The organism is Gluconobacter roseus, from assembly GCF_046058915.1.
Classification (GTDB): domain Bacteria; phylum Pseudomonadota; class Alphaproteobacteria; order Acetobacterales; family Acetobacteraceae; genus Gluconobacter; species Gluconobacter roseus_A.
The window spans coordinates 712,686-737,718 of record NZ_CP175538.1 but is presented as its reverse complement, the minus strand read 5'-3'; the positions used below and the strand labels follow the sequence as shown (position 1 = coordinate 737,718).

Here is a 25,033-nt window from a genome sequence, read left to right as displayed (position 1 = left end):
GAACCGTAAACAGATGATTCGGAAGCAGATCGACCGGCGAACCCTTCTTGGAAGAGCCGCCAGCCTAGCCGCGGCGGCTTCCCTCTGCAATTGCGGGCTGGGAAATGTCGCCCGCGCCGCTGAGACGGAGGGCGTGCATCCGATGCTGCCCTCGCTCACGCCCGGCGCGCCGAAGCTTGAGCCCGTGAACTTTCAGTTCGTGGGTCCAGGTGGGACGTCTCTTGCGTTGTCCACGATGCGGGGGAGACCATTCATCCTGCATCTTTGGGCGACATGGTGCCCGCCATGCAGGCTCGAACTGCCTGCACTGAATGCGTTTCTTGAAAAAACCGGGGCAGCGGTTCCTGTGATCCCGGTCGCCGTGGCCAGTCCGCTGCCGAAGGTCATGATGTTTCTGGCGCAGGGCAATCTGCCGCATATCGCGCCATGGACGCTGGGGCAGCATGAGTTTTCCCAGTGGTTCACTTCCGGTGAGCCGAGCCTGCCCATGACCTGTGTGATTGATGCGCAGGGCCGTCTGCGGGCCAGCGTTGAAGGGGAAATGGCCTGGAATGCGCCGGACGCCCAGGCTGCACTGGAAAAAATCCTGTCCGGCCTTCAGGCGTCCAAGCCTGCATGAAAACGGCACCTGTCAGCCGGCGGAATGTTGTCTGGGGGACTGTGGGGCTGGCTGTTCTGGCGGGTTTCGGGGCGTCACGGCTGGCGGGTCTGGTGGTGCGTCATGGTGCGCCGGTCGCCAGTCTGGTTCCGGGGCGACCGATGCTGGAGCCTGTCGGGTTCGGTCTTGCCGGCCCGGACGGCGCGCGGGAATCGCTGCTTTCCCGTCGCGGGTCGTCTTTTCTGCTGCATGTCTGGGCGACATGGTGTCTGCCCTGTCGGCATGAGCTGCCGGCTCTGGCTGCGTTCATGCACGCATGGGGCGTGAACTGTCCGATCGTTCCGGTTGCGGTTTCCAGCGGTTCTCCTGAGGCGGTCCGGACGTTTCTGGTTAAAAACGATGTGCCCGGATTTCCTGCCTGGACGGTGGATGACAGCGCTCTGAAAGCATGGATGGGTCACGGGGAACTTGCCATACCCGTAACAATCCTGATTGATGGAGCAGGCCGCGTTCGGGCATCGGCCGCGGGATCTCTGGACTGGGCCGGTTCTGGTGCGGCGGCCGCCCTTCACAGGATCCTTGCCGAAACGCGTGGCTGAATTCTGCTGCCAATGAAAGAATGGACTTCCAACATGAGTTTTCCCCTGACGCGTCGTCATCTTCTGGGCGGGGCTGGAGCCCTTCTGGTTTCGGGGCGGGCCATCGCGGCAGCCGAGAAGGAAGAGGCTGGCAAGGGGCTGGCATTTGAGCCGAACTCTTTTGGCAAACTGGTCACGCCAAAGGTTTTGCCGTCGCTGAGCGTGCAGAACGAGCAGGGGCAGGACGTGCCGCTGTCGCACTGGTACGGCAAGCCGTTCATCCTGCATCTCTGGGCAACCTGGTGCCCGCCCTGCATCCGGGAACTGCCTTCGGTGAATGCAACGGCCAAGGCTCTGGGTGCAGATGGACCGCAGATCGTGGCCGTGGCTGTGCGTGGCAGTACGGTTCCGAAAGTCCGGGCGTTCTATGACGCGCACGGGATCGACGCCCTGCCGCTGCTGGTTGATCCGGTGTCTGGCGTGATGATGGAGACGGCGGATCAGACGGCTTTAGTGCAGTCCGTCCGGCAGGTTCGCCCGGATGACCTCAAGGAACTGACACCGGATATCATGTCCCTTCACGGTGTGCCGCGTTCGCTGATCCTGAACGGCAAAGGCGAGGTCGTGGCAGAGTCCATCGGGAACATGGACTGGTCTGCGGACGCTGTGAGGCATACTGTGCAGGCTCTGGCTGGATAGTAAGAGTGTGAAGTCCTGATGTCTGCTCCCCTTCTTGGCGCCCATGATCCGGCGCCCTTCCTTCTTTTTCCTGAAAAGACGCCGTCCCCGTTTGTGTTCGTGAGCGACCATGCCGGGCGGGCGGTTCCGGATGCGCTGGGAGACATGGGGGTGCAGTCCGAGGACTGGGAGCGGCATATCGCGTGGGATATCGGCATCGTGGGCGTGGGACGTATCCTGCACGAGAAGCTGGGTTCGGCGCTGATCGAGCAGGTCTATTCCAGGCTTGTGATCGACTGCAATCGCGCGCCGGGCCATCCGACGTCCATGCCTGTCATGAGCGACGGAACGCCTGTGCCGGCCAATCAGGCAGCGCAGGCCACATGCCGGGCCCGACGGGAACAGGAAATCCTGCATCCCTATCATGATACGATTGCCGAGGTTCTGGTGGAGCGCGGACCGCGTCCCACGGCGCTGATCGCCCTGCACAGCTTTACGCCGCAGATGAACGGGCAGGACCGGCCCTGGCAGATCGGGATTTTGCATAATCAGGACAGCCGCATGGCAGCCATTGCGCTGGATCTGCTGCGTGAGGATACGAGCTTGTGTGTCGGGGATAATGAGCCCTACGTTCTGACGGATACCTCCAACTACACGGTGCCGCGCCACGCCGAGGCGGCAGGATTGCCGTATCTGGAAATCGAGATCCGGCAGGATCTGATCGTCGAAAAGGCCGGGCAGCGGGACTGGGCCGAGCGTCTGGCGGTGCTTCTGCCGAAAGTCTGGGAGAGGCTGACGGAAGGAGCGGGCGCATGATTGACGGGCATACGAAACTCGCAGGCGTCATGGGATGGCCGGTGGAGCATTCCCGCTCTCCGCTGATGCATAATCACTGGTGCCGGGTGAATGGCGTGAACGGTGCTTATGTGCCGCTGCCAACGCGACCGGAAGGCTTCGATCAGGCCCTGCGTGGACTGGCTGCGGCCGGGTTTCAGGGCGTGAATGTCACCATCCCGCACAAGGAAGCGGCGATGCTGGCCTGTGATGAACTGACTCCGACGGCCAAGCGGGCTGGCGCGGTGAACACGATCTGCTTCGTAGCGGGGCGGATCATCGGTGACTGCACAGATGGGACGGGGTTCTGCGACAATCTGAGTGCGCATGACGTGGCGATTGCCGGTCGGGCCATGGTTCTTGGCGCAGGTGGTGCGGCGCGGGCCGTGGCGGCGGCACTTTTGGATCGGGGCTGCGAGGTCGTGATCGCCAACCGGACGCTGGAGCGGGCAGAAGCGCTGGTCGAGGCGCTGGGTGGTGGCGAGGCTGTGGCCTGGTACGAATGGCCGTCTTTGCTGTCGGGCTGTTCTCTATTGGTAAATGCCACGTCGATGGGTATGGGCGGCAAGGCTGGCCTGGACTGGGATGCGGCGCTTCGTGAGGCTGCGCCGGGGCTGTGCGTGACGGATATTGTCTATACGCCGCGCGAAACGCCGCTTCTGCTGGCCGCCCAGGCACGGGGGCTGCGGACGGTGGATGGTCTGGGGATGCTCGTTCATCAGGCGCGGGCCGGGTTTCGGGCATGGTTCGGCGTTGATCCGCAGGGGGACCGGACGACATTCGATCTGCTGGCGGCGAGCCTGCGCACTGACGCGTGAAAATCATTGGTCTGACCGGGGGGATGGCGGCCGGAAAAAGCACGGTCGCCGCGCTTTTCCGCAGGGAGGGCGTGCCGGTTTTTGATGCGGATGCGTGTGTCCGGGCGCTCCAGGGCGAACGGGGGAAAGCCCTGCCGCTGATCGGGCAGGCATTTCCCGGAACCGTGGCCGAGGGCCGTCTGGATCGTGCGGCACTTCGCGAGGCCGTGCGGGGGCGTCCCGAGGCGTTGAAGCGTCTGGAAGCCATCATGCATCCGCTGGTCCGGGCCGAGCGTGAGCGGTTTCTGAAGCAGTGCCGGGCGCGGCATGAACCGTTCTGCGTGCTGGATATTCCGCTACTGATGGAAATCGGCGAAGACCGCCGCTGTGATGTGGTGGTGGTGGCTGAAGCTCCGATGGGGACGCGTCTCTCCCGCATCCGGCAGCGCGGTCGCAGTGGGGGGCGCATGAGCGTGGCGGATGCCAAAGGATTGCTGGCGCGCCAGATGAGCGACCATGAGCGCAGACGCCGGGCCGACATCGTGATACGAACCGGCCTGTCGCGTGGTCAGGCCGTCAGGCAGGTCCATGCCCTGTTGCACCGGCTTCGTGAGGCGTCATGAAACGATCCATCCTGTTCGATACGGAAACCACGGGCTTTGACCCGGATATGGGCGACCGCATCATCGAGATCGCGGCCCTCGAACTGATCGATGATCTGCCGACGGGTGAGGCCTATCACGTCCTGATCCATCCCGAGCGCGATATTCCGACCGAGGCAACCAAGGTGCACGGGTTCCGGATCGAGGATCTGGAAGGAAAACCGATATTTTCCGAAGTGGCGGACAGGTTCCTTGAGTTCATCGGGGACAGTCCGATGATCGCGCATAATGCCCGGTTCGATTTCAAATTCGTCAATGCCGAGTTGAAGGCCTGCGGTCGCGAGCCGCTCGATTATGCCAGCCGGGCCATCGACACGGTGGAAATGGCGCGGAAGAAATACCCGGGTCTACCCGCCAGTCTCGATGCGCTGTGCCGACGCTTCGGCATCGACCTGTCGCAACGTGGAACCCATAACGCGCTTCTGGACTGCAAGCTGCTGGCCGAAGTCTACGTGGAACTGATGGGTGGGCGTCAGCGCGGACTGGGGCTGGCGGGGCCATCCCGCAGCCGCAGCATGACGGACGGGATCAACGCGCTCGCCAACCGAAAGCCGCGGAAAATGGCGCCTCCAACTGCGGAAGAGCTTCAGGCGCATGAGGCATTCGTCAGCACCATCAAGGATGCGGTCTGGCTTCGCGAATGATGCGGATCCTGTTCATCACGTCCAACCGTCTGGGCGATGCGGTTATTTCCACGGGTGTGCTGGATGCGTTGCAGAAGCGTTATCCGGCGGCGATGTTCACGGTGGTCTGTGGGCCTGTAGCGGCGGGGCTTTTCGAGGCTGATCCGCGTTGTGAGCGCATCATCACCATGGAAAAGCGCCGGCATGACCGGCACTGGATTGATTTGTGGCGTGACTGCTGCCGGACGCGCTGGTTCATGGTCGTGGATCTGCGCGGCTCGCTGATCGGACTGACGCTGCGGGCACGCCGTCGGATCATCGTGCGCGGTGGACGCCGTCCGGGTCGGCGGGTTGAGCAGCTTGGAGAGGCACTCGGATATCGCAGGACGCCCATGCCGCGTGTCTGGATCTCGGAAAAGCAGCGGGTGGAGGCTGTTGCGGTCTTGCCCGAGGGACGCTGGCTGGCACTGGGACCAACGGCGAACTGGGACGGGAAAATCTGGCCGCCCGAGCGGTTTGTGGAACTGGCTCAGGCGCTGAGGGGGGAAAATCTGCGTCCCGTCGTGTTCTATGGACCCGGCGAGGGAGAGCGCGCGCGGGCGGAGCCGGTGCTGAAGGCGCTGCCGGAGGCTCTGGACCTTGGCGGAGACAAATCGCTGGGCGAGGTTGCTGCTTTGCTTCAGCGCTGTGCGCTGTTTGTTGGGAATGATTCCGGGCTGATGCATCTCGCCGCAGCGGCGGGAACGCCGACGCTGGGGCTGTTCGGGCCGTCACGGGCCTCGGAATATGCGCCGGCCGGACGGCTCGCGCGGTTCGTGGAGACACCGGGGCCAGAGGGTCATGCGCCCATCGAAGGCTTAGGTGTTGCGGCTGTGCTGAAGGCTGCGGAAGAAATCCTGCGTGAAAAAGACGTGTGTGTTCCGGACAGGCGTTCGGACGGACTTGATGCCCTGTCGGTCATGGCCGATAGAAGAAAGATGAAGTCTGCATCGTCCAATGGATACCGGGGTCGTGTGGCCCATGTGATGGCTGGGGCTCCCAGGGGCGGCGCGGAGCTGTTCTTCGAGCGTCTGACAATGGCCCAGATGCGGGACGGCCGCCCCGTTCAGGCGCTGATCCGGCAGGATGAAGGCCGGGTTGCACGGCTTGAGGAAGCGGGCGTCGAGACGCAGTCTTTCCGGTTCGGTGGATTGCTGGATCTGCGGACCACACCGGGGCTGCGGTGCAGTCTCAAAGCGTTCAGGCCGGATGTTGTCGTCGCGTGGATGAGCCGGGCTGCACGGCTGGTGCCGTCAGGGCCGTGGCAGATCGCCGGGCGTCTGGGCGGCTATTACGATCTGTCGAATTATCGTCGCTGCGACCATCTGATCGGTAATACGCGCGGTCTGGCGGAGTGGATGCGGGCGCAGGGCTGGGCCGCTGACCGTGTGCACCATCTGCCCAATTTTGCGACGGATTTTTCGTCCGTGACGCCGCAGCGGCCTGCGTTCCTGCCGCCGGACGTGCCGTTTGCCCTTGCTCTGGGGCGCCTGCATGAAAACAAGGCCTTCGATGTGCTGATCCGGGCAATGAAGCATCTGCCGGGCGTGCATCTGGTGATTGCGGGCGAGGGGCCGGAGCGTGCTGCACTTGAGGCGCTGGCGAAGGCGGAAAATGTTGCGGATCGTGTCTATCTTCCCGGCTGGATCGCGCAGAGCGGGCCCTGGCTGCGAGCATGTGATGTTCTGGTCTGTCCGTCCCGTATCGAGCCGCTGGGCAATGTCGTGATCGAGGCATTGTCGGCCGGGGTGCCGGTTGTGGCGAGCAATATTCAGGGGCCGCAGGAAATCCTCGAAGGGACGCAGGACGGTCTGCTGGCCGAGGTCGAGAACGAGCGCGATCTTGCGGCGCAGATCGGCAGCGTTCTGGATGATGAGGCTGTGGCGCAGACTCTGTCCGCAAACGGGCGGGCGCGGTTCGAACGGGAGTTTGCCCAAGGCGTTGTCATGGCGCGATGGTCGGCTTTTCTGGACGGAGTGCGGGCCTGATGTGTGGAATTGCGGGTCTCTCCTGCCTGCCGGGACATCATCCGGATCAGGACGCGCTGGAGCGCATGTCGCAGGCCATTTTTCATCGCGGGCCGGATGGGGAAGGGCGGCTGGATCTGGGTGGCGCGGCCTTGCGTCACCGGCGGCTGTCCATCGTTGATATCGCAGGGGGCGCGCAGCCGTTCAGGCTCGGCGCGGCGGCCCTGATTGCGAATGGGGAAATCTATAACGATCCGGCTATTCGCAGGCGCTTTCCCAAAACCTGTTTTCAGACCCATAGCGACTGTGAACCGCCTTTGCATCTGTGGCTGCATGATGGTGCGGGATACACGCACGAATTGCGGGGCATGTATGCCATTGCGATCGTCGAGAACGAGCATGGGCGGCATGAGATGGTGCTGTCGCGTGATCCGTTCGGCATCAAGCCGCTTTATATCGCGGCGTATGAGGGCGGCATCGCGTTTGCGTCTGAGCCGCAGGCGCTGTTGGCGGGCGGGTTTGGCAAGCGCAGCATCCGGGATGGCGCGCGCGACGAGCTGATGCAGCTTCAGTTCACGACGGGGCAGGACATCATTTTCGACGGCATCCGCCGGCTTTTGCCCGGTGAGACGCTTCGGATCGTGGATGGACGAATTGTGGAATCGCGCCGGCGGCATGTTCTGCATGAAGCGCGGGATACGGTTCCGGCCCGTCTGACCGATGAGCAGGCGCTGGCGCGGCTGGATACGGCACTACTCGACAGCGTGTCGGCGCATTTGCGTGCGGATGTACCGCTGGGGCTGTTTCTGTCCGGTGGGATCGACAGTTCGGTCATTCTGGCGGCGGCGCATCGTCTGGGGCTACCGCATCCGCGGACCTGGACGGCGCGTTTTGATGCCGGGGCTGCGGATGAATCTGCTGATGCTGCAGCACTGGCGGCGTCTGTCGGGGCCGAGCATCATGTGCTGACCGTGACGGAAGACATGGTCTGGCGCGATTTGCCGTCCATCGTGGCGTGCATGGATGATCCTGCTGCCGATTATGCTGTCATCCCGACATGGTTTCTGGCGCGTGAGGCCCGGAAGGATGTCACAGTTATTCTCAGCGGTGAGGGCGGGGACGAGCTTTTTGCGGGCTATGGCCGCTATCGGCGCGTGATGAAGCCCTGGTGGAAGGGCGGTCGTGCGCCGTACCGGTCCGGGACATTTGGCAAGCGTTTTGCAGAGCATGGGCGGCAGTGGCGGCGCGGGATTGCCATGACGGAACTGGCTCTCGGGGTTTCGGGGCTGGAGGGGGCGCAGGCGCTGGATATTGCGGAATGGCTGCCTAACGATTTGTTGCTCAAGCTGGACCGGTGCCTGATGGCGCATTCGGTCGAGGGCCGTACCCCGCTGCTGGACCCGGTGGTCGCCAAGGCGATCTGGCCGCTGCCGGAGCACTTCAAGGTGCGGGATGGTTACGGCAAGTGGCTGCTGCGCCGCTGGCTTCAGGATGCGCTACCGCAGGCGCGTCCGTTTGCGCCGAAGCAGGGCTTTACCGTGCCGGTCGGGCCGTGGATCGAGAAGCAGGCGCACCGTCTGGGGCCACTGGTCGCACGCCAGCCCTGCATCCGGGCCATGATGCCCGCAGCCGACGTGGAGCGTCTTTTCGCCCGGGCCAGTCAGCGTGGTGTGGCGCGACAGGCCTGGACGCTGCTGTTTTTCGCGCTGTGGCATCGTCATCATATCGAAGGGGTTCCCGTGGACGGGGATACGTTCGAAACTCTCTCGCGCGCTTCATGAGTATCTTACTGATTTGCAAGGACGGAACATGCATTACGATCTGATCATCCGCGGCGGAATCTGTGTTTTTCCCTGGGGCGAGGCCGAAGCGGATATCGGTGTGCGCAACGGGAAGGTAGCGTCGCTGTCTGTCGGATCGGCGGATGAAGCGGACCGGGTGATTGATGCGCGGGGGCTGCATGTCCTGCCTGGGCTGATTGATGCGCATGTTCATCTGCGTGATCCGGGCAAGCCCGAGGTCGAGACGCTTGAGACCGGAACGCGGGCTGCGGCGCTGGGCGGTATTGCGACGGTTTTCGACATGCCCAACACGTCACCGAGTGTGACGGATGTCACGATGATCGACTGGAAACGCGATCATATCCGCAAGACGGCGCATGTGGATGTCGGCATCTATGTCGGCGCGACGCGGGAGAACACGCCGGATCTGGCAATGCTGGAGCAGCAGCCGGGTGTGTGTGCGGTAAAGGTGTTTGCCGGATCGTCCACGGGTAATCTGATGATCGAGGACGATGCGGGGCTCGAAGCGGTCATGCGCTCCGGGCATCGTCGTGTGGCCTATCATTCCGAGGACGAATATCGTCTTCAGGCCCGCAAGCCGATGTTCCATGAAGGTCAGCCTTACGAGACGCACAGCGTCTGGCGGGATGTGGAATGTGCGTTCCTCGGCACGCGCCGCATTATGGCGCTGGCCCGCAAGACCAACCGTCCGGCGCATATCCTGCATGTCTCGACAGCGGAAGAGCTGGATTATCTGGCGGATTACCGCGACATTTCTACCGTCGAGGTTCTGGTGAACCATCTCACGCAGGTGGCGCCGGAATGTTACGAAAAGCTCGGTGGGCTGGCCGTCATGAACCCGCCACTGCGGGACCGGTCGCACTGGGAAGCGAGCTGGCAGGCCGTGCGGGATGGCCGGGTGGACGTGGTTTCGTCCGATCATGCACCGCATCCGCTTGAGGCCAAAAAGCTTCCCTGGCCGAAATGCCCGGCGGGTCTGACGGGGACGCAGACGATCGTGCCGGTCATGCTCGATCATGTGAATACGGGGCGTCTGTCGCTGGCGCGTCTGGTGGATCTGATGGCTGCAGGGCCGGCACGGGTTTACGGCCTGCAGACGAAGGGACGCATGGCTGTCGGATTCGATGCCGATTTCACGCTCGTGGACATGAAGGCCGAGCGCGAGATCACCAATGACTGGATCGCTTCTCCGGCAGGCTGGACGCCGTTTGACGGGACGCGCGTGACGGGTTGGCCCATGGCGACGATCGTTCGTGGAACGGTCGTGATGCAGGACAATGAGGTTTCCGGTGGGCCGACCGGTGAGCCTGCCAAATTTGCGCCTTGATCTGGGCGTAGGGCGCGCAACGCTTCGAACAGGAAAGGGAGCTGTATGAGACGTTGCGTTGTCGCCATTCGTAAGGCGGCGCTGTTTGGTCTGGTGTTTGCAGGGATCGCCGGTGCCGGGTCGGCCAGTGCGGCCGAGGCGGCATGGACCGCGTCAAAATGTGGCGCCGAGCCGCAGGCGCCTGCGGTCAAGGCCGCGACGGTCGCGCAGTATAACGAGAGCGTGGATCGCGTGACGGCCTATGAAAAGGCAGCCCGCGTTTACAATGCGTGTGTTGCGGCGCAGGCCAACCGGGAAGAAACGGCCATCAGCCAGGAGGCGAGTGCGCGGATTTCCCACGTTCATGCAGGAAGCGCGGCCGTTCAGTCCCACATTGCGGCATCATTCCAGACGCTGTCTGCCAATCTGGCGGCTGCGGGACGCAAGCTCGGCCATCACTGAACGGTCAGCGCTGACAGGCTGTATCCTCATGGTACGGCCTGTGATCTTTACTGGCCCATGCGTTCCTGATTCTGGGCTGGGGTCAGGGTTGTGGGGCCGCCATAGGTCTGGCGGGCGACATTGGGCATGAGGTCGGGCCGCGCCCAGCAGGTCGTGCCCTCGAAACTTGTCGTGCAATATGGCTGGGGTGGGGGTGGCCCGACCGGCCGAGCACAGAAACTTTCATCATCGTACAGATAGGCCGTGTTGCAGTCCTTGCCCGTGACGGCGGACGCGATGCGGTCCGGCGCACAGCCTTCAAGCGCGCAGAACACCAGGGGAAGCAGCAGGAGCGGAACGGGCTTTTTCATGGCGTTCAGAATGCTTCCCGAGCCGTTAAGGAAGTCTGAATGTCGGCCGGTTTTTCTGCAGCTGTACTGTTTTTCACAGTTCCGGTCCGCTTTGGTGCTTCAATGATCGTGTGAAGCGTTTGCCGCGACGGTTCGGCACCTGTATGGTCAGGCAAAACAGTTTGAAGACCGATCCAGCAGGGGACCAGGTGGCAGACGATTTCATCACGCAGGTGAACGAAGAAATGCAGGCGCAGCGGTTGCGGGCCATGGCACGGCGCATTGGCGCCGTGGTGGGTGTCGTAGCCGTGATTGGAGCCATCGGGGGTGGCGTGTGGGGCTGGAACAGTCACGCCCGCCACGCAGCACAGCAGGCAGCGTCAGCGCGGTATTTTACCGCCACGACGGCCCTGACGGACCCCAAGCATGACGCCGCAGCCACCCAGAAGGCCACCGCGACCTTCCAGGATCTGGCGGAGCATGGCCCTGTGGGCGTGCGCTCCTATGCAGCGCTCCGTCTGGCCGATCTGCAGAGCCAGGCCGGTCAGACGGACGCGGCGCTGAAGACGTGGCAGGGTGTGGCAGATGATAACGCTGCCGAACCGGCCCTGCGGGATATGGCGCGCTATATGAGCCTGAACGCCCGGACCGCGACTGCCGATCCGAAGACGCTGCGTCCGGGGTATGAAGCCCTGGCGCAGGGTGGGGGTGCCTGGGCATCGCTGGCTCAGGAAGGCCTTGTTGCGCTGGATCTGCGTTCCGGCGCGACAGCCGACCAGCAGAAAGAAGCCCGGCGCATCCTGACGCAGATCGTTAGCAGTGAAAACGCGACCGAAGGGGTGCGTGCGCGTGCGCAAGCCCTGCTCGAGACATTTGGAGACGCCGGTTGATGCGCCGTCCTGTTCTTTCCCGCTCTTCCTTTTCCATGAACCGCCGTGGTCTTCTGCGGACGGCCTGCTCGGGTAGCGCGCTGGCCGTTCTGGGCGGGTGTAGCCTGTTTGAAGACGACAAGAAGCCGCCTCTGGCCGGGCATCGCGTGAATGTCCTCTCCACGGGGGCAGGACTGACGGTCGATCATGACGATCACACGCCGATCACGCTGGGCCCTGTCCAGCCGGTCCGCGAATGGCTGCAGGAGGGCGGACGTCCGTCCCATGTTGCCGTGAATGCGGCGTGGAATGGTCCGGATCTGGCCTGGAGCCATTCGGTCGGCGCGCAGACTGATCCGTCCAGCTTCCTGTCGATGATTGCCATCATGCCGACCAAACGTGGTGCGATCCAGTCGCCACCGGTTATCGGCAACGGCCATATCTTCACGACTGATGCACAGGGTGTGGTGAAGGCCTGGACATGGCCGGAGCGGCGTCATGTCTGGACCCGTCAGCCTGCCACGTCCAAAAGCCGTTCGACCAATATCGGTGGTGGCCTCGCTCTTGACGGGGACACGCTCTACATCGTGGACGGTGTGGCACAGGCTCTTGCCGTGGAAGCCCTGACCGGCAAGGTGAAGTGGCAAATCAGCACCGGGACGCCGGGCCGGTCCGCGCCGACGATCGCGGAAGGTCTGATGATCTTCGGCACGATTGACGAGCGTCTGATCGCGCTGAACGCCAATACGGGGCATCAGGTCTGGACGTATCAGGCCACGGCTTCCGATACGGTCATCTTCGGTCAGTCCGCTCCGGCCTTTGTGGATGGTGTCGTGCTTGCCGGTTTCGGCAGTGGCGATCTGGTGGCTCTCCGTGCGGCCTCGGGCGAGGTGGTCTGGAGTGACAGTCTCGGCGGCTCCAACGGCATGGGCGCCATGCTCGATTTCTCCTGCATCCGGGGTGCACCGGTCATTATGGATGGGACGGCCTATGCCGTATCCATGTCCCGCGTGCTGGTGGCGATCGACATGAGGTCGGGCCGTCGTCTGTGGGAACGTGAGGTCAGCGGGCAGAGTCCTATGGCGATCTGTGGCGACTGGATGTATGTCCTGTCCACGGATCAGCAGATCGCCTGTCTGGATCGTCTGTCCGGGCATGTGCGCTGGATCACCCAGCTGCGTCGCTTCATCCGTGAGGATGCGGAAAAGGACGCGATTGCCTGGGTGGGCCCGCTTCTGGTGAACGGCAAGCTGATCTGCTTCTCCACCTTTCCGAAAGAAGGCATGGCTGTCCTGAATGCCGTGACCGGGAAACTTGAACTGACCCGCAAGACCACCACCCCGTGTCAGGTTCAGCCGATCGTCTGTGACGGTCATGTGCTGACCCTGTCCCAGGATGCCGTTCTGCGGGCCTATGGCTGAACGAATGACCTCTGAGAACCTGCCCGTTGTTGTTATTGCCGGGCGCCCGAATGTCGGGAAATCCACTCTGTTCAACCGGCTTGTCGGCCGCCGTCAGGCGATCGTGTCCGACATGCCGGGTGTCACGCGTGACCGCAAGGAGGGCGAGGCCCTTCTGCGCGGCCGTCGTGTCCGGCTGATCGATACGGCCGGGCTGGAGGAAGCGGCACCGGATACGCTGTACGGGCGGATGCGGGTGTCTTCCGAATCCGCTGTTGCCATGGCGGATCTGGTGCTGTTCTGCATTGATGCACGTTCGGGCATTACGCCTGCGGATGCGCATTTTGCGAGCTGGCTGCGCCGTCAGAACCGTCCGGTCCTGCTGATCGCCAACAAGGCGGAAGGGCAGGCCGGGACGAATGCGGCTCTTGAAGCCTATTCGCTGGGCCTGGGAACGCCTCTGGCGCTGTCCGCCGAGCATGGTGAGGGCATTGCCGATCTCATGGGTGAGATTGCCGAGCGTCTGCCGCCTGCGGAAAAAACCCGCCGTCATGAGGCCCCGAAAGCTGAAGGTGAAGACGGGGAGGACGAGCGTCCTGCCGGACCGCTGCGTCTGGCCATCATCGGTCGTCCGAATGCGGGCAAGTCCACGCTGCTGAATTGTCTGCTGGGCGAAGAGCGGATGATCACGGGGCCTGAAGCGGGCCTGACGCGTGATTCCATCACCGTCGAACTGCGTGACGAGCAGGGCCCCATTCAGCTGGTTGATACGGCCGGGATGCGCAAGCGCGCCCGCGTCGAGCAGCATCTGGAGAAAATGTCCGTCTCGGCCTCCATCGAAGCCCTGAAAATGGCGGAAGTGGTCGTGCTGGTGATCGATGCGACGCTTGGCGTGCATGAACAGGATCTCCAGATCGGCCGTCTGATCGAGCGTGAGGGACGGGCCTGCGTTATCGCGCTGAACAAGTGGGATGCCGTCGAGGACCGGAACGCGACCAAAAAGGCGATCCTGGACCGGCTGGAAATCTCGCTGGCCCAGGTCCGCGGTATTCCGGTCGTGACGTTCTCGGCTCTGACGGGCGCGGGCGTGCATCGTCTGCTGCCTGCCGTGCGCAATGTTTACGAGATCTGGAACTCGCGTGTCTCCACGGGTGAACTGAACCGGTGGTTTGAGGATGCTCTTGAGCGTCATCAGCCGCCGCTCGTGGACGGCCGTCGTCTCAAGCTGCGTTACATGACGCAGGTGAAGGCCCGTCCGCCGACATTCCTGCTGTTTGGCACACGGGCGGAACAGTTGCCCAATTCCTACAAGCGCTATCTGGTCAACGGACTGCGCGAAACATTCCATATGCCGGGTGTTCCGGTGCGTCTGCAGCTGCGTGGAACGAAAAATCCTTACGCGGAAAAGTGATTTTCTGTTCGTTTGGATATAGACCACACCCCTGATGGATCATTAATACAGGACCAGCTACTTCCGGTTTCGGAACGTTTGGTCCTGTACCCCTCGATATGAAGAGGGACTGTGTTTCGGGTGAGGTGACTACGGGTATGGCTGAGATTGCTTCGTCTTCCAGTGAGGGGCTGTCCACGGAACAGCCCCGCAGCACGGCACGGGCGACAACCCTTGGTATTCTGGCAGCGCTGGCCGGGCTGATGTTCGGCCTTGATACCGGCGTCGTCGCGGGCGCACTGCCTTTCATTGCGACCGATTTCCATGCAGGTGACGCCCTGCAGGGTTGGATCGTCTCATCGATGATGGCCGGTGCGACGGTTGGATCACTATTCGCAGGACGGATTTCGGTGCGGTTCGGGCGTACGGGCGCCATGCTCGGGGCGGCCATTTTGTTCCTGATCGGGACATTGTTCTGCGCTTTGGCGCCGGGTGCCGCGATCATGATTGTAGGCCGTCTTTTCCTGGGACTGGCGGTCGGTGTGGCCGCCTTTGCTGCGCCGCTCTATATTTCCGAAATCACGGTTGAATCCGTCCGTGGCGCCATGATTTCATTTTACCAGCTCATGGTGTCCTTAGGCATTTTCCTCGCTTTCGTCTCCGACAGCCTGCTGGCTCCAGGCGGGCACTGGCGCTGGATGCTGGGCGTCATGGCCGTACCAGCCAGCTGTTTTCTCGGCATTGTTCTGATCCTGCCCCATAGCCCGCGCTGGCTCATGATGCGTGGTGAGAAGGACCGTGCGCGGCGCGTGTTGCAGAGCCTGCGGTCCGATGAGGAAGTGGCCGAAGCCGAACTGGTTGATATCCAGTCGCGCCTGCAGAAAAGCAGCGATGCGGGTGTGGGACTTTTCAAGAGCAATCCCAATTTCCGCCGGACGGTTTTTCTGGGGATGCTGCTTCAGATCATGCCAGCAGCTCTCGGGGATCAATGCGCTTCTGTATTATGCCCCGCGCGTCTTTCAGGCGGCGCATTTCGGAACGAATGCCTCGATCTGGGCCACGACACTCGTGGGGCTGACCAATATGGCGCTGACGGGTGTGGCGATCGCCTGTGTGGATCGGTGGGGGCGGCGCCCGCTTCTGATTCTGAGCTGCGCGATTGCGGCATTTTCGCTGGCCGGGGTCGGGACGTTGCTGGCTGTCGGGGCATCGAGTTTTGCCTCCCAGCTGCTGCTTTGCGGGTTTGTTCTCCTGTTTGTGGCGGGATTTGCCATTGGTGAGGGGCCACTGGTCTGGACATTGTGCTCGGAAGTTCAGCCGACGCGCGGGCGGGATTTTGGCATTGGCTGCTCCACGGTGACCAACTGGGCTGCCAACTGGGTGATTTCCAACCTGTTCCCACTGGGTATGGCCATGATGGGAGCCTCCACGACGTTCCTGATGTTTGCTGTCTTCAATGGTCTTTTCATTCTTGTGACCCTATGGTTCGTTCCGGAAACGAAAGGCGTCTCGCTCGAAAGGCTTGAGGCCAATCTTTTTGCAGGCACCCGCCTGCGTGATCTGGGACGCTGAGACGATGACGGCTACGACGGAAGACGGTCCACAAGAAGAATACGATCCGAAACGCCACGCCGGGCTGTACGGGGCCCAGCGTCTCAAGGCGATGTCGGCCGTATTGCTGGCCCTGCTTCTGTCGGTGCTGGATTATGCGATTGCCAATGTGGCCCTGCCGCTGATTGCGCAGGATCTGCATGCATCGTCTTCGCGTGCCATCTGGGTCGTCAATGCCTATCAGCTCGCCAATCTGTCCTGCCTTCTGCCGCTGGCGTCACTCGGGTCACGTGTCGGGTTTGCGCGACTGAGCCAGCTTGGAATTTTTCTGTTCCTGATCGCATCCGTGGCCTGTGCGCTGTCACAGAACCTGCTGGAATTGACGCTGGCCCGCGCCCTGCAAGGTATGGGCGGTGCCTGCATCATGAGCGTGAACATCGCGCTTGTCCGTTTCATCTATCCGCATAAGGAGTTGGGGCGAGGGATTGCCCTGAACGGGCTGTTCGTTGGGCTCGGTGTGGCGCTTGGCCCATCTCTGGGCTCGCTCATCCTGTCCGTGGCGAGTTGGCCTTGGATTTTCTGGATCAATCTGCCGCTGGCTCTGGCGGCTCTGGCGCTGGCCCATGCTGCACTGCCGCAGACACCTCGGAGCGATATTCCGACCGATATGGTCGGCTCTCTTTTGACGGTCGCGTCATTTGCTCTGACCGGCGTAGGGCTCGACGGGTTGATGCACGCCGATTTCCTCTCTGGTGGTGCAGTGACGGTTGCGGGTGTGCTGTGCTGGGCGATGCTCCTGCATTACCAGCGCGAGCGGCTGGAGCCGATCGTGCCGGTTGATCTGCTGGCGCGCCGACCGTTTCTTCTGGCCTGTCTGGTCGGATTTCTGGGCTTCGTGGCCTCCAATCTCTACATCGTGGCCATGCCGTTCACACTGGCATCCGCATTCCATCGTTGTGCGGGAACGATCGGGCTTCTGATCGCGCCCTGGGCTGTAGGTGTGGCGACGATGTCATTTGTGGTCAGTCGTCTGGCAGACCGTTTCCCGGCCTCGGTTCTGTCCTCCATTGGACTGGCGATCACGGCGAGCGGATTCTGTCTGCTGTGGTTCCTGCCGACGGATGCCAGCAACTGGGCCATTGCCTGGCGGACGCTGTTTGCCGGATGCGGGTTCGGGCTGTTCCAGCCGCCCAATAACCGCGCGATAATGGTCACGGCCCCTCCGGGGCGTGAGGGCGGGGCAAGTGGCATGCTTTCCGTTGCGCGTCTGGCGGGCCAGACGACCGGAGCCCTGCTTGTGGCGGGACTTTTCACGGTCTTTCCCCATCCGGCTTTCATTTGTCTGGGTGCTGCGATGGTTGCGGCGCTGACGGGTTCTGCGCTCAGTCTGGGGCGGAAATATCTCGCAGCCTGAAAAGGGTGGTGGCGCGCTGGTCCGCGCTTTCCAACTCCTGCGTGACGGGAACAATCTGTTGGGTCAGCACTTCGAGCGGCATTGATGGTGCGTAGTGCCGGCCCGGATCGCAGAGCCAGACTTCGCAGGTTTTCGAACATTCCAGCAGCCATGGCACGATCCGCGCCGCCATGGCCTCGTTGTAACAGACGTCTCCGATCACCAGCAGGTCACAATCGGGGAGTGTTCCGATCAGGTCTCCGGGAACGGGGGCGATAGTCACGCTGTTGAGACGCGCATTCAGAACCGTGGCTTCCAGCGCCATGGGATCGATGTCGTTGGCCTGCACATCGGAGGCTCCGGACTGGGCAGTGGCAATAGCGGCGAGACCGCATCCACAAGCGACATCCAGCACGCGGCGACCGCGAACGTATTCGGGATTATCGAGAATGAAGCGCGCAATGAGCTGGCTGCCTGGCCATGCAAAGGCCCAGAAGGGCGGTTCGATGCCAATCTGTTCGAGATAGGCTTCGCTGGCCTGCCAGATGGGTGTGATTTCGGTCGCCAGATGCAGGGAAATTTCAGGCACAAGCGTGGCCTGGGCGACGGTGGTATTGGCGCGGATGAAGCCGGATGGATCGTGCAGAGCCGTGCTCATCCGAAAAATCTTGCGGCGACGAATCCTGCGGCCAGCACAAATCCGATAGGCACGTTGCGGCGGAATTCCCTGAGACAGGCTGGGGCATCATACGGGTTCAGCACGCGGACCTGCTGGAGCAGCATAGCTGTCGCGACGGCGAGGAACGGCCAGAAGGTCCAGTGCAGATGTGCGTGGATCGCGACGAGGGCCAGTGCCAGCAGCATGAGGCTGTAGCAGGTGGCGATGAACGGGCGGGCGCTCTTTTCCATCAGGCGGGAGGTGGAGCGGACGCCGATGCGGGCGTCGTCGTCCATGTCCTGAAAGCCGTAGATCGTATCAAATCCGAGCTGCCAAAGAATGACGGCGCCATAGAGCAGCAGGCCGTTGCCATCCAGTGTGCCGGCGGCCGCGGCGTAGCCCATGGGGGCGCCGAATCCGAAGGTGAAGCCCATGACCAACTGCGGCCACCAGGTGACGCGCTTGGCTGCTGGATACAGGGCGACGAGCAGAAGCGCGAGCGGGGCGAGCGCCCAGCAGACGGGCGGCAGGCAGACGAGAACGCCCAGCCCGATCAGCAAAAGGACGGCAAGCAGGAGCAGGCCCTGTTTCAGGGAAAGTGCGCCGCTGGCGAGGGGGCGGCCTGCGGTGCGGGCGACTTTGGCGTCGATGTCGCGGTCCCAGATGTCATTCACCACGCAGCCGGCCGAACGCATGACGAGCGAGCCGAAGGCGAACAGGGCCGTGTCGATCAGGCGGGTCTGAAGCGACGCATGGGGTGCGAGGAACAGTCCCCACACGCCGGGCAGGAACAGGAGCCATGTTCCGACCGGACGGTCGAGACGGGCGAGCAGGGCATAGGAGCGCCATGGCTCGGGCAGGCGCGCAATGCGGCCGGTCAGCTGGATATCGGTATGGGCGCGGGTGTGGCTCATGGGAGATGTGATGCTGTGCGGACATGCTTCCGTCAATGGGCGAGGCGCGCTATCGGAAAAGGATGAGCCGATCCGACCCCCGTCTTTACGTCCCTGCGTCTGAAACAGCCTTCGCGGAAGGCCAGACCATCCCGCTTCTACCAGGGCAGGCGCATTATCTGGGCAACGTCATGCGGCAGGGTGTGGGAAGCGCCGTCCGGGTGTTCAATGAACGCGACGGAGAGTGGGCGGCGGAAATCGCGGCCCTGAAAAAAGACCGCGGAAGCGTGCTGCTCCAGCGTTGCGAACGGACTCCAGCACCGACACAGGGTGTGGAACTTCTGTTTGCGCCGCTCAAGCGGGATGCGACGGAGCTCGTCATCCGCATGGGGACCGAACTCGGCGTAACGCGCTTTCGGCCGGTCGTGACGGAGCGGACCAATACGCACCGGCTCAATCTGGAGCGACTGTCGGTCATTGCGACCGAAGCGGCCGAGCAGTGCGAGCGGCTGGATGTTCCGGAGATCCTGCCGCCGGAGTCTCTGAAAGTAGTGCTGGCGGTCTGGCCCGAAGACCGGCCGCTTTATGCGGCACTGGAACGACGACCGGGAGAAGAGGCGCGGCCGGAGGCGGCTGCGCTGCTGATCGGACCGGAGGGGGGATTTTCGGAAACGGAGGTCCGGACCCTGCGTTCCCATAAGGCCGTTCATCCGCTCAGCCTCGGGCCGCTGGTGCTTCGGGCGGAGACGGCGGTCTGTGCCGGACTGTCCCGTCTGGCGCTTGCCGGCGGCCGGTGAGGGTGACAGGACCGACGGACCTGCTACAGTTCAATCATTGTCGAACAACGAATTCAGACCGAGGCCAAACGCCATGTCCAATCCCGGCACGTCCAATACTGCGTCGATCGAAAGCCGGGCGCAGCTCGTCGAGGCTATCGCGCGTGGTTGCAAACCAAAATCGGAATGGAAGATCGGCACCGAACACGAGAAATTCGGTTTCGTCCTCCCCCATGCTGATGACGGCCGCGAACCCTTGTCGCCCCCGCCTTACGAGCCGCGCGGAATTGGCGCATTGCTGGAGAAGCTTCAGGGTCCGGACTGGGCGCCGATCATGGATGGTGAGAACCTGATCGGTCTGAAGGGCCAGAACGCACAGGCCGGACGGGCGATCTCGCTTGAACCGGCCGGGCAGTTCGAGCTTTCGGGCGCACCGGTTGTCTCGCTTCAGGATACGGAAGCGGAAATGCAGGCGCATTTCGATCAGGTGCGTGGTCCGGCTGCGGAACTCGGGCTTGGCTTCCTGCCGTTCGGCTTCCAGCCGCTCTGGCCGCGCGATGCAATGCCGTGGATGCCCAAGAGCCGCTATGCGATCATGCGCAACTACATGCCGAAGGTCGGTTCGCTCGGCCTCGACATGATGACGCGGACCTGCACGGTTCAGGTCAATCTCGATTTCAGCGATGAAGCCGACATGGCGCGCAAGATGCGCGTGTCGCTGGCACTTCAGCCTGTGGCAACAGCGCTGTTTGCGAACTCGCCTTTCGTCGAGGGCAAGGCCAATGGCCTGCTGTCCAACCGGGCCCGGATCTGGACCGATACGGACAACCAGCGTTCGGGGCAGCCTTCGGTGTTCTTCGAGGACGGGTTCGGTTTCGAGCAGTATGTGGACTGGGCGCTGGATGTGCCGATGTATTTTGTCTCGCGGGACGGGAAGAACATTGACGCTGCGGGCTGTTCGTTCCGGCGCTGGCTGGCTGGCGATGTTCAGGAACCCCTGAAGGGCCTGACGCCGACGGTCGGAGATTTTGAAGATCATCTGACGACGGTGTTCCCGGACGTGCGTCTCAAGCAGTTTCTTGAAATGCGTGGCGCGGATGCGGGCAAGCTGGAAATGATGGTGGCACAGTCGGCTCTGTGGGTCGGCCTGCTTTACGATCCTGCCACGCTGGAAGCGGCCGAGAAGCTGGTGCGTGAGCAGCCCTGGAGCGTGTATCAGCAGCTTCGCGCCGAGGTGCCGCGTTTGGGGCTGGATGCCGCGTTCCCGGGCGGTCTGAAGCCGTTTGCCAAGCGTGTGGTCGAACTGGCCGAGCAGGGGCTGCGGGCGCGTGTGCGCAATGAGGCCGGGTATCTCGATCCGCTGCATCTGATCGCGGATGGCGGTCCGAATCAGGCTCAGTACTGGCTGGATCTGTATAACGGCGCCTGGGGCCAGAGTGTGAAGCCGCTCTTTACCGAAGCCGCCATCTGATTTTACGAGACGGGATCTGCTGCCTACGTGACAAAACTTTCCGATCTGACCGAACGCGAAATCCTTGCGCTGGCCATCGCCAGCGAGGAGGAGGATGGTCATATTTACGCGGATTTCGGCCAGATGCTGGCGGAGGATTATCCCGACAGCGCCGCCATCTTCCAGGACATGGCGGAAGAGGAAAACCACCATCGCCGCGCGCTGATCGATCTGTTCGTCCGGCGGTTCGGTAATCATATTCCGCTGGTCCGCCGGCAGGATGTGCAGGGTTTTCCATCCCGCAAATCCGCCTGGCAGATACAGAATCGCGGGATCGAGGCGATCCGGGCGCAGGCGGCCGATATGGAGCGGCAGGCCGCGCGGTTCTATCGTCAGGCCGCCGGACAGACCAATGATGCGGAAATCCGCAAGCTGCTGGGTGATCTGGCGACCGAGGAAGACCGACACCAGCGTGAAGCGCGGCGGCTTGAAGACGCGCATCTGAATGATAACACCCGTGACCGGGAGGATGAGCACAGCCGTCGGGATTTCGTCCTGCGGGTCGTGCAGCCTGGGCTGGTCGGGCTCATGGATGGCTCGGTCTCGACGCTGGCGCCTGTCTTTGCCGCGGCCTTTGCAACGCATAGCCCGCATGCGGCTTTTCTGGTCGGGCTTGCGGCGTCGCTGGGAGCCGGGATTTCCATGGGGCTGGCCGAAGCGCTGGCGGATGATGGCAAGCTGTCCGGACGTGGCGCGCCGCTACTGCGCGGTCTGATCTGCGGCGCCATGACCTTCGGGGGCGGCATCGGGCATACGCTACCGTTCCTCGTGCCGGATTTCCGTCTTGCCTTTGGTGTCGCGATTATCGCCGTGGCGATCGAGCTTCTGCTGATTTCCTGGATCCGCTGGCGGTATCAGGACACGCCATTCGGCTCGGCTCTGGTGCAGGTCTTCCTCGGCGGGGCTCTCGTTTTTGCAACCGGTGTGCTGATTGGCAGTTCCTGAGACATGATGAACCGTTCTTTTTTCCGCGCTGCCGCTCTGGTGGCGCTGCTGCCCGTTGCACTGCTGTCCATGGCGTTTGCGCAGGCAACTCCTGCCCAGCTTCGTCCTGCGGATCAGGGCTGGATTTCACGGATCGAGGACGCGCTGGGGCAGGTCACGACCCTTCAGGCGCGCTTCAGACAGACGGCGGCGGATGGCAGCACGACGGTCGGAACAGCGACGCTCGACCGGCCGGGCCGGATGCGTTTCGATTACGACAAGCCGAGTCCGCTGCTGCTGGTCGCCAATGACGGGCGCGTGGTGTTTCAGGATCGCAGCGTCGATCAGGTCACGACCATTCCGCTGGACCGCACGCCGCTGGGGCTTCTGCTGCGTCCGGAACTCAAGCTGTCGGGCGATGTGACGGTGACGGGCTTCGAGCACAGCAACGGACAGATCCGGGTGCAGGTTGTGCGGACGCAGAGTGCGGGGGAAGGCACCCTGACGCTCGTCCTGTCCGATGCGCCGCTCGGGCTTCTGGGCTGGACGGTCGTGGATGCACAGGGCCGTACGACCACGATTGCCCTGTCCGATGTGCGACTGGGTGGGACCGTGCCTCAGTCCCTGTTCGTACTCCCCAAGGCAGACTGAGGCTTCAGTTTTTCAGTTCGCGTGAAAGCTCCAGCGCGCGCGCATAGACCGTGCGTTTGGGCAGCTTGACGATTCCCGCCACGAGAGCGGCGGCATCCTTGACCGAATGGGTCGTCAGGGCCTCGCGCAGATGCGTGTCCAGATCGGCGGCGCCACTGTCATCTTCGGCAGAGGGACCGATCAGAAGCGTGATTTCGCCCCGCGGTGCTGTGGTGCGGAAATGTTCCAGAACCTCTGTCAGCGTGCCGCGCACCATTTCCTCGAAACGCTTGGTGAGTTCACGGCCGACTGCGGCTTCCCGGTCCGGACCAAAAACGTCGATCAGGTCTTCCAGTGTTTCGATCAGGCGATGCGGGGCCTCGTACCAGATCAGGGTGGAATGCAGCCCGGTCTGTTCGGCGGCGCGCAGGGTGGCGAAACCGGTTTTGCGGGCTTCGCTTCGGGGTGCAGGAAAGCCCAAAAACATGAAGGGCAGGGGCGGCAGGCCTGATAGTGTCAGGGCTGTGACGACGGCATTCGGGCCGGGAATGGCCGTGACATGGATGCCGGCCGCGATGGCGGCGCGGACCAGCCGGTATCCGGGATCGGAGACCAGTGGCGTGCCCGCGTCGGAGACGACGGCATAGCGCGCGCCGTCCTGCAGCTTTTCGATCAGGAACGGAGTACGGTCCTGCTCGTTATGGTCGTGCAGCGTTCGGGTCGGTGTGGCAATATTGCGCGAAAGCAGGAGCTTTGCCGTGACGCGCGTGTCCTCGCAGAGGATCGCGTCCACGGTGTTCAGCGCCTCGATCGCGCGTTCGCTGATATCGGCCAGATTGCCGATCGGCGTTGCAACCAATATCAGACATCCACCTTCGGCCTGGCCCTGCGCTGGCAGGGGGGCGGCCGGTAACGTTTCAGCCGCATCGCTCAAGGGAGTTTCAGCGGAACATGACTTTTCGGACATCTGCATCCTCGGTGACAAACTCAGGGGGGCATTGTCGCCCGTTGAGCCGTCTGCGCAAGGGTGTAAGCACCGGCCTTGCCGCAGGAACCTTCCTGACCCTCGCTGCCTGCTCGGGTGGCGGGTCGTCTTCTGTACCGGGAGTGGGCGGCATTCCGGGCGTTTCCGAAGGGCCGGGCGCACATGATGTCGGACTGATCCTGCCCCTGACGGGACGCAATGCTGCCTATGGCGCACGGATGCGGGATGCGGCGAAACTGGCGCTCTCCACCAAGGGCTCCCCTGCGCTCGACGTGCATGACACGAATGGTCCGGGCGGTGCGGCGCAGGCGACGCGTGATGCTCTGGCGCGTGGGGATGCGATTCTGCTGGGGCCCCTGACGGCCACCGAGACCTGGATGGCGGCACCGCTGGCCATTAATGCAGGTAAGCCTGAACTGGCTTTCACCAGCGACTCCACGCAGGCCCGTCCGGGCGTCTGGGTCATGGGTCTGACGCCGGAGCAGCAGGTGCGCCGGATGGTGGATGCGGCGCGGGCGACGGGACGCAAGACTTTTGCGGCGTTCCTCCCGGACAATGCTTTTGGGCATGCGATGGGTGACGGGCTGGTGCGGGCCTGCCGGGATGCGGGTCTGACGGAGCCGCAGATCGTGTTCCATACGATGGATGCGCAGAACATTGATGACGGGATGAAGTCGCTTTCCGCCATCGAGACACGTCAGCCTCCTGCGGCACCGGCTGCAGATGTGCCCGCCGGGCCGTCCGCGATTGATCCGACGGGAGAAGCGGCACCTGATACAGCCACGGCGGGAGCGCCGGGAACCATCCCGCCCGCGACCACGCCGGGAACGCCTGCTGCGACACCGACGCCCGCAGCACCGCCCGCGCCGGTTCCTCCGCCACCATTCGACGCTCTGGTGCTGGCCGATACGGGGCTGGAACTCGGACGGATCATCACGGCGCTTCAGGCCGATCACATTGATTCGTCACAGGTCCAGATCATGGGACCGGCGCTGTGGAAGGCGTTTGATGGCAAGCTCGGCGCCCTGCATGGGGCCTGGTATGCGGCGTCTGATGCGCATGACCGCATGGGATATGTCGCGCAGTACCGGGCGCTGTACAAACAGGCGCCGTCTCCTGTTACGGATTTCGCCTATGATGCTGCGGCTCTGGCCGGCAGTCTGATCCGTCAGGGTGGCGTGACGACCGAAGCGCTGACGCGGCCGGACGGCTATATGGGTGTGGATGGTCTGTTCCGCCTGCGTCCGGACGGACATGTGACGCGGGCTTTGGCGATCTATCAGATCCAGCGTGGCGGCGGCGCACGTGTTGTGGTGCCGGCTTCCCGGGATGTGGCGATCCGGCCGAGCTGATCGTTACTTCTCAAGAAAAAAGCGCGT

General features: G+C 63.0%; 24 protein-coding genes and 2 pseudogenes. 22 read left to right on the top strand and 4 right to left on the bottom strand.

The annotated features are described in order from the left end of the window. Positions 1-13 precede the first annotated feature (13 nt). The 12 genes and pseudogenes from ACJ2A4_RS03465 to ACJ2A4_RS03410 all read left to right on the top strand — a co-directional run bounded on the left by ACJ2A4_RS03465 (position 14) and on the right by ACJ2A4_RS03410 (position 10,346). The gene (locus ACJ2A4_RS03465) at positions 14-619 is read left to right on the top strand and encodes a TlpA family protein disulfide reductase (protein WP_408873633.1); all 606 of its coding nucleotides are present in this window, start codon (positions 14-16) and stop codon (positions 617-619) included. After that, the gene (locus ACJ2A4_RS03460; RefSeq protein ID WP_408873632.1) at positions 616-1,197 is read left to right on the top strand and encodes a TlpA family protein disulfide reductase; all 582 of its coding nucleotides are present in this window, start codon (positions 616-618) and stop codon (positions 1,195-1,197) included. The genes ACJ2A4_RS03465 and ACJ2A4_RS03460 overlap by 4 nt, the downstream gene beginning before the upstream one ends. A gap of 33 nt (positions 1,198-1,230) precedes the next feature. After that, positions 1,231-1,875 carry a TlpA disulfide reductase family protein gene (locus ACJ2A4_RS03455; RefSeq protein ID WP_408873631.1) on the top strand — a complete coding sequence of 215 codons (645 nt, stop codon included), beginning with the start codon at positions 1,231-1,233 and terminating at the stop codon, positions 1,873-1,875. Between the two features lie 18 nt (positions 1,876-1,893). Then, on the top strand, positions 1,894-2,670 hold the full coding sequence (locus tag ACJ2A4_RS03450; RefSeq protein WP_408873630.1) for an N-formylglutamate amidohydrolase: 777 nt from the start codon (positions 1,894-1,896) through the stop codon (positions 2,668-2,670). Further along, entirely contained in the window at positions 2,667-3,506 is an 840-nt protein-coding gene (locus tag ACJ2A4_RS03445; RefSeq protein ID WP_408873629.1) for a shikimate dehydrogenase, read from the top strand. Before ACJ2A4_RS03450 ends, ACJ2A4_RS03445 begins: the two co-directional genes overlap by 4 nt. Continuing rightward, positions 3,503-4,108, top strand: a complete 606-nt coding sequence (coaE, locus tag ACJ2A4_RS03440) for a dephospho-CoA kinase (protein WP_408873628.1) — start codon at positions 3,503-3,505, stop codon at positions 4,106-4,108. The genes ACJ2A4_RS03445 and coaE overlap by 4 nt, the downstream gene beginning before the upstream one ends. Then, positions 4,105-4,791: a DNA polymerase III subunit epsilon gene (gene dnaQ, locus ACJ2A4_RS03435; RefSeq protein ID WP_408873627.1), complete on the top strand. Its 687-nt coding sequence runs from the start codon at positions 4,105-4,107 to the stop codon at positions 4,789-4,791. The genes coaE and dnaQ overlap by 4 nt, the downstream gene beginning before the upstream one ends. Then, positions 4,791-5,678: pseudogene (locus ACJ2A4_RS03430) on the top strand (glycosyltransferase family 9 protein); the annotation flags it as partial. The gene dnaQ and the pseudogene ACJ2A4_RS03430, both read left to right, overlap by 1 nt. Before the next feature lie 51 nt (positions 5,679-5,729). Next, positions 5,730-6,797, top strand: coding sequence for a glycosyltransferase (locus tag ACJ2A4_RS03425; protein WP_408874087.1), 1,068 nt, complete (start codon positions 5,730-5,732; stop codon positions 6,795-6,797). Continuing rightward, positions 6,797-8,557: an asparagine synthase (glutamine-hydrolyzing) gene (gene asnB / locus ACJ2A4_RS03420; RefSeq protein WP_408874086.1), complete on the top strand. Its 1,761-nt coding sequence runs from the start codon at positions 6,797-6,799 to the stop codon at positions 8,555-8,557. The genes ACJ2A4_RS03425 and asnB overlap by 1 nt, the downstream gene beginning before the upstream one ends. 28 nt (positions 8,558-8,585) lie before the next feature. Further along, positions 8,586-9,905 carry a dihydroorotase gene (locus ACJ2A4_RS03415; RefSeq protein ID WP_408873626.1) on the top strand — a complete coding sequence of 440 codons (1,320 nt, stop codon included), beginning with the start codon at positions 8,586-8,588 and terminating at the stop codon, positions 9,903-9,905. A 45-nt stretch (positions 9,906-9,950) separates the two neighbouring features. Next, entirely contained in the window at positions 9,951-10,346 is a 396-nt protein-coding gene (locus ACJ2A4_RS03410; RefSeq protein WP_062509312.1) for a hypothetical protein, read from the top strand. Between the two features lie 47 nt (positions 10,347-10,393). Here the strand turns inward: ACJ2A4_RS03410 and ACJ2A4_RS03405 are convergent, their stop codons facing one another. Next, complete coding sequence (locus ACJ2A4_RS03405) at positions 10,394-10,696, bottom strand: hypothetical protein (RefSeq protein ID WP_194258668.1); 303 nt, start codon at positions 10,694-10,696, stop codon at positions 10,394-10,396. Between the two features lie 188 nt (positions 10,697-10,884). Between ACJ2A4_RS03405 and ACJ2A4_RS03400 the strand changes: the two genes are divergently transcribed. The 5 genes and pseudogenes from ACJ2A4_RS03400 (at position 10,885) to ACJ2A4_RS03380 (ending at position 17,299) form a co-directional block, all read left to right on the top strand. Then, a complete protein-coding gene (locus ACJ2A4_RS03400; protein ID WP_408873625.1) occupies positions 10,885-11,565 on the top strand; it encodes a tetratricopeptide repeat protein in 681 nt (226 codons plus the stop codon). After that, the gene (locus tag ACJ2A4_RS03395; RefSeq protein ID WP_408873624.1) at positions 11,565-12,965 is read left to right on the top strand and encodes a PQQ-binding-like beta-propeller repeat protein; all 1,401 of its coding nucleotides are present in this window, start codon (positions 11,565-11,567) and stop codon (positions 12,963-12,965) included. The genes ACJ2A4_RS03400 and ACJ2A4_RS03395 overlap by 1 nt, the downstream gene beginning before the upstream one ends. 4 nt (positions 12,966-12,969) lie before the next feature. Then, positions 12,970-14,355: a ribosome biogenesis GTPase Der gene (gene der, locus ACJ2A4_RS03390; RefSeq protein WP_408873623.1), complete on the top strand. Its 1,386-nt coding sequence runs from the start codon at positions 12,970-12,972 to the stop codon at positions 14,353-14,355. Positions 14,356-14,492: 137 nt separating this feature from the next. Continuing rightward, positions 14,493-15,906 (top strand): annotated as a pseudogene (locus ACJ2A4_RS03385) (sugar porter family MFS transporter). Positions 15,907-15,910: 4 nt separating this feature from the next. Beyond that, positions 15,911-17,299 carry an MFS transporter gene (locus ACJ2A4_RS03380; protein WP_408873622.1) on the top strand — a complete coding sequence of 463 codons (1,389 nt, stop codon included), beginning with the start codon at positions 15,911-15,913 and terminating at the stop codon, positions 17,297-17,299. Here the strand turns inward: ACJ2A4_RS03380 and ACJ2A4_RS03375 are convergent. After that, positions 17,268-17,936: a class I SAM-dependent methyltransferase gene (locus ACJ2A4_RS03375; RefSeq protein ID WP_408873621.1), complete on the bottom strand. Its 669-nt coding sequence runs from the start codon at positions 17,934-17,936 to the stop codon at positions 17,268-17,270. The genes ACJ2A4_RS03380 and ACJ2A4_RS03375 overlap by 32 nt on opposite strands. Next, positions 17,933-18,850 carry a 4-hydroxybenzoate octaprenyltransferase gene (ubiA, locus tag ACJ2A4_RS03370; protein WP_408873620.1) on the bottom strand — a complete coding sequence of 306 codons (918 nt, stop codon included), beginning with the start codon at positions 18,848-18,850 and terminating at the stop codon, positions 17,933-17,935. Before ubiA ends, ACJ2A4_RS03375 begins: the two co-directional genes overlap by 4 nt. Before the next feature lie 35 nt (positions 18,851-18,885). Here ubiA and ACJ2A4_RS03365 point away from each other — a divergent pair, with 35 nt between their 5' ends. From ACJ2A4_RS03365 to ACJ2A4_RS03350, 4 genes are all read left to right on the top strand, one after another. Then, on the top strand, positions 18,886-19,626 hold the full coding sequence (locus tag ACJ2A4_RS03365) for a 16S rRNA (uracil(1498)-N(3))-methyltransferase (protein ID WP_408874085.1): 741 nt from the start codon (positions 18,886-18,888) through the stop codon (positions 19,624-19,626). Positions 19,627-19,699: 73 nt separating this feature from the next. Beyond that, positions 19,700-21,076, top strand: a complete 1,377-nt coding sequence (locus ACJ2A4_RS03360) for a glutamate--cysteine ligase (protein WP_408873619.1) — start codon at positions 19,700-19,702, stop codon at positions 21,074-21,076. Between the two features lie 27 nt (positions 21,077-21,103). Beyond that, positions 21,104-22,060: an iron exporter MbfA gene (gene mbfA / locus ACJ2A4_RS03355; protein ID WP_408873618.1), complete on the top strand. Its 957-nt coding sequence runs from the start codon at positions 21,104-21,106 to the stop codon at positions 22,058-22,060. A 3-nt stretch (positions 22,061-22,063) separates the two neighbouring features. Beyond that, positions 22,064-22,690 carry a LolA family protein gene (locus ACJ2A4_RS03350; RefSeq protein WP_408873617.1) on the top strand — a complete coding sequence of 209 codons (627 nt, stop codon included), beginning with the start codon at positions 22,064-22,066 and terminating at the stop codon, positions 22,688-22,690. A gap of 4 nt (positions 22,691-22,694) precedes the next feature. On the opposite strand, the gene rsmI is transcribed toward ACJ2A4_RS03350, so the two are convergent. Continuing rightward, a complete protein-coding gene (rsmI, locus tag ACJ2A4_RS03345; RefSeq protein ID WP_408874084.1) occupies positions 22,695-23,528 on the bottom strand; it encodes a 16S rRNA (cytidine(1402)-2'-O)-methyltransferase in 834 nt (277 codons plus the stop codon). Between the two features lie 149 nt (positions 23,529-23,677). Here rsmI and ACJ2A4_RS03340 point away from each other — a divergent pair, with 149 nt between their 5' ends. Continuing rightward, positions 23,678-25,006, top strand: a complete 1,329-nt coding sequence (locus ACJ2A4_RS03340; RefSeq protein WP_408874083.1) for a penicillin-binding protein activator — start codon at positions 23,678-23,680, stop codon at positions 25,004-25,006. Positions 25,007-25,033 lie beyond the last annotated feature (27 nt).

Coding starts and splice junctions, on each gene's coding strand:
- ACJ2A4_RS03445 (WP_408873629.1), top strand. CDS start 2,667: ATGATTGACGGGCATACGAAACTCGCAGGCGTCATGGGATGGCCGGTG.
- asnB (WP_408874086.1), top strand. CDS start 6,797: ATGTGTGGAATTGCGGGTCTCTCCTGCCTGCCGGGACATCATCCGGAT.
- ACJ2A4_RS03360 (WP_408873619.1), top strand. CDS start 19,700: ATGTCCAATCCCGGCACGTCCAATACTGCGTCGATCGAAAGCCGGGCG.
- ACJ2A4_RS03395 (WP_408873624.1), top strand. CDS start 11,565: ATGCGCCGTCCTGTTCTTTCCCGCTCTTCCTTTTCCATGAACCGCCGT.
- ACJ2A4_RS03375 (WP_408873621.1), bottom strand. CDS start 17,936: ATGAGCACGGCTCTGCACGATCCATCCGGCTTCATCCGCGCCAATACC.
- ACJ2A4_RS03350 (WP_408873617.1), top strand. CDS start 22,064: ATGATGAACCGTTCTTTTTTCCGCGCTGCCGCTCTGGTGGCGCTGCTG.
- ACJ2A4_RS03425 (WP_408874087.1), top strand. CDS start 5,730: ATGGCCGATAGAAGAAAGATGAAGTCTGCATCGTCCAATGGATACCGG.
- ACJ2A4_RS03460 (WP_408873632.1), top strand. CDS start 616: ATGAAAACGGCACCTGTCAGCCGGCGGAATGTTGTCTGGGGGACTGTG.
- ubiA (WP_408873620.1), bottom strand. CDS start 18,850: ATGAGCCACACCCGCGCCCATACCGATATCCAGCTGACCGGCCGCATT.
- ACJ2A4_RS03465 (WP_408873633.1), top strand. CDS start 14: ATGATTCGGAAGCAGATCGACCGGCGAACCCTTCTTGGAAGAGCCGCC.
- ACJ2A4_RS03380 (WP_408873622.1), top strand. CDS start 15,911: ATGACGGCTACGACGGAAGACGGTCCACAAGAAGAATACGATCCGAAA.
- ACJ2A4_RS03365 (WP_408874085.1), top strand. CDS start 18,886: ATGGGCGAGGCGCGCTATCGGAAAAGGATGAGCCGATCCGACCCCCGT.
- ACJ2A4_RS03415 (WP_408873626.1), top strand. CDS start 8,586: ATGCATTACGATCTGATCATCCGCGGCGGAATCTGTGTTTTTCCCTGG.
- ACJ2A4_RS03450 (WP_408873630.1), top strand. CDS start 1,894: ATGTCTGCTCCCCTTCTTGGCGCCCATGATCCGGCGCCCTTCCTTCTT.
- ACJ2A4_RS03455 (WP_408873631.1), top strand. CDS start 1,231: ATGAGTTTTCCCCTGACGCGTCGTCATCTTCTGGGCGGGGCTGGAGCC.
- der (WP_408873623.1), top strand. CDS start 12,970: ATGACCTCTGAGAACCTGCCCGTTGTTGTTATTGCCGGGCGCCCGAAT.
- ACJ2A4_RS03410 (WP_062509312.1), top strand. CDS start 9,951: ATGAGACGTTGCGTTGTCGCCATTCGTAAGGCGGCGCTGTTTGGTCTG.
- ACJ2A4_RS03405 (WP_194258668.1), bottom strand. CDS start 10,696: ATGAAAAAGCCCGTTCCGCTCCTGCTGCTTCCCCTGGTGTTCTGCGCG.
- dnaQ (WP_408873627.1), top strand. CDS start 4,105: ATGAAACGATCCATCCTGTTCGATACGGAAACCACGGGCTTTGACCCG.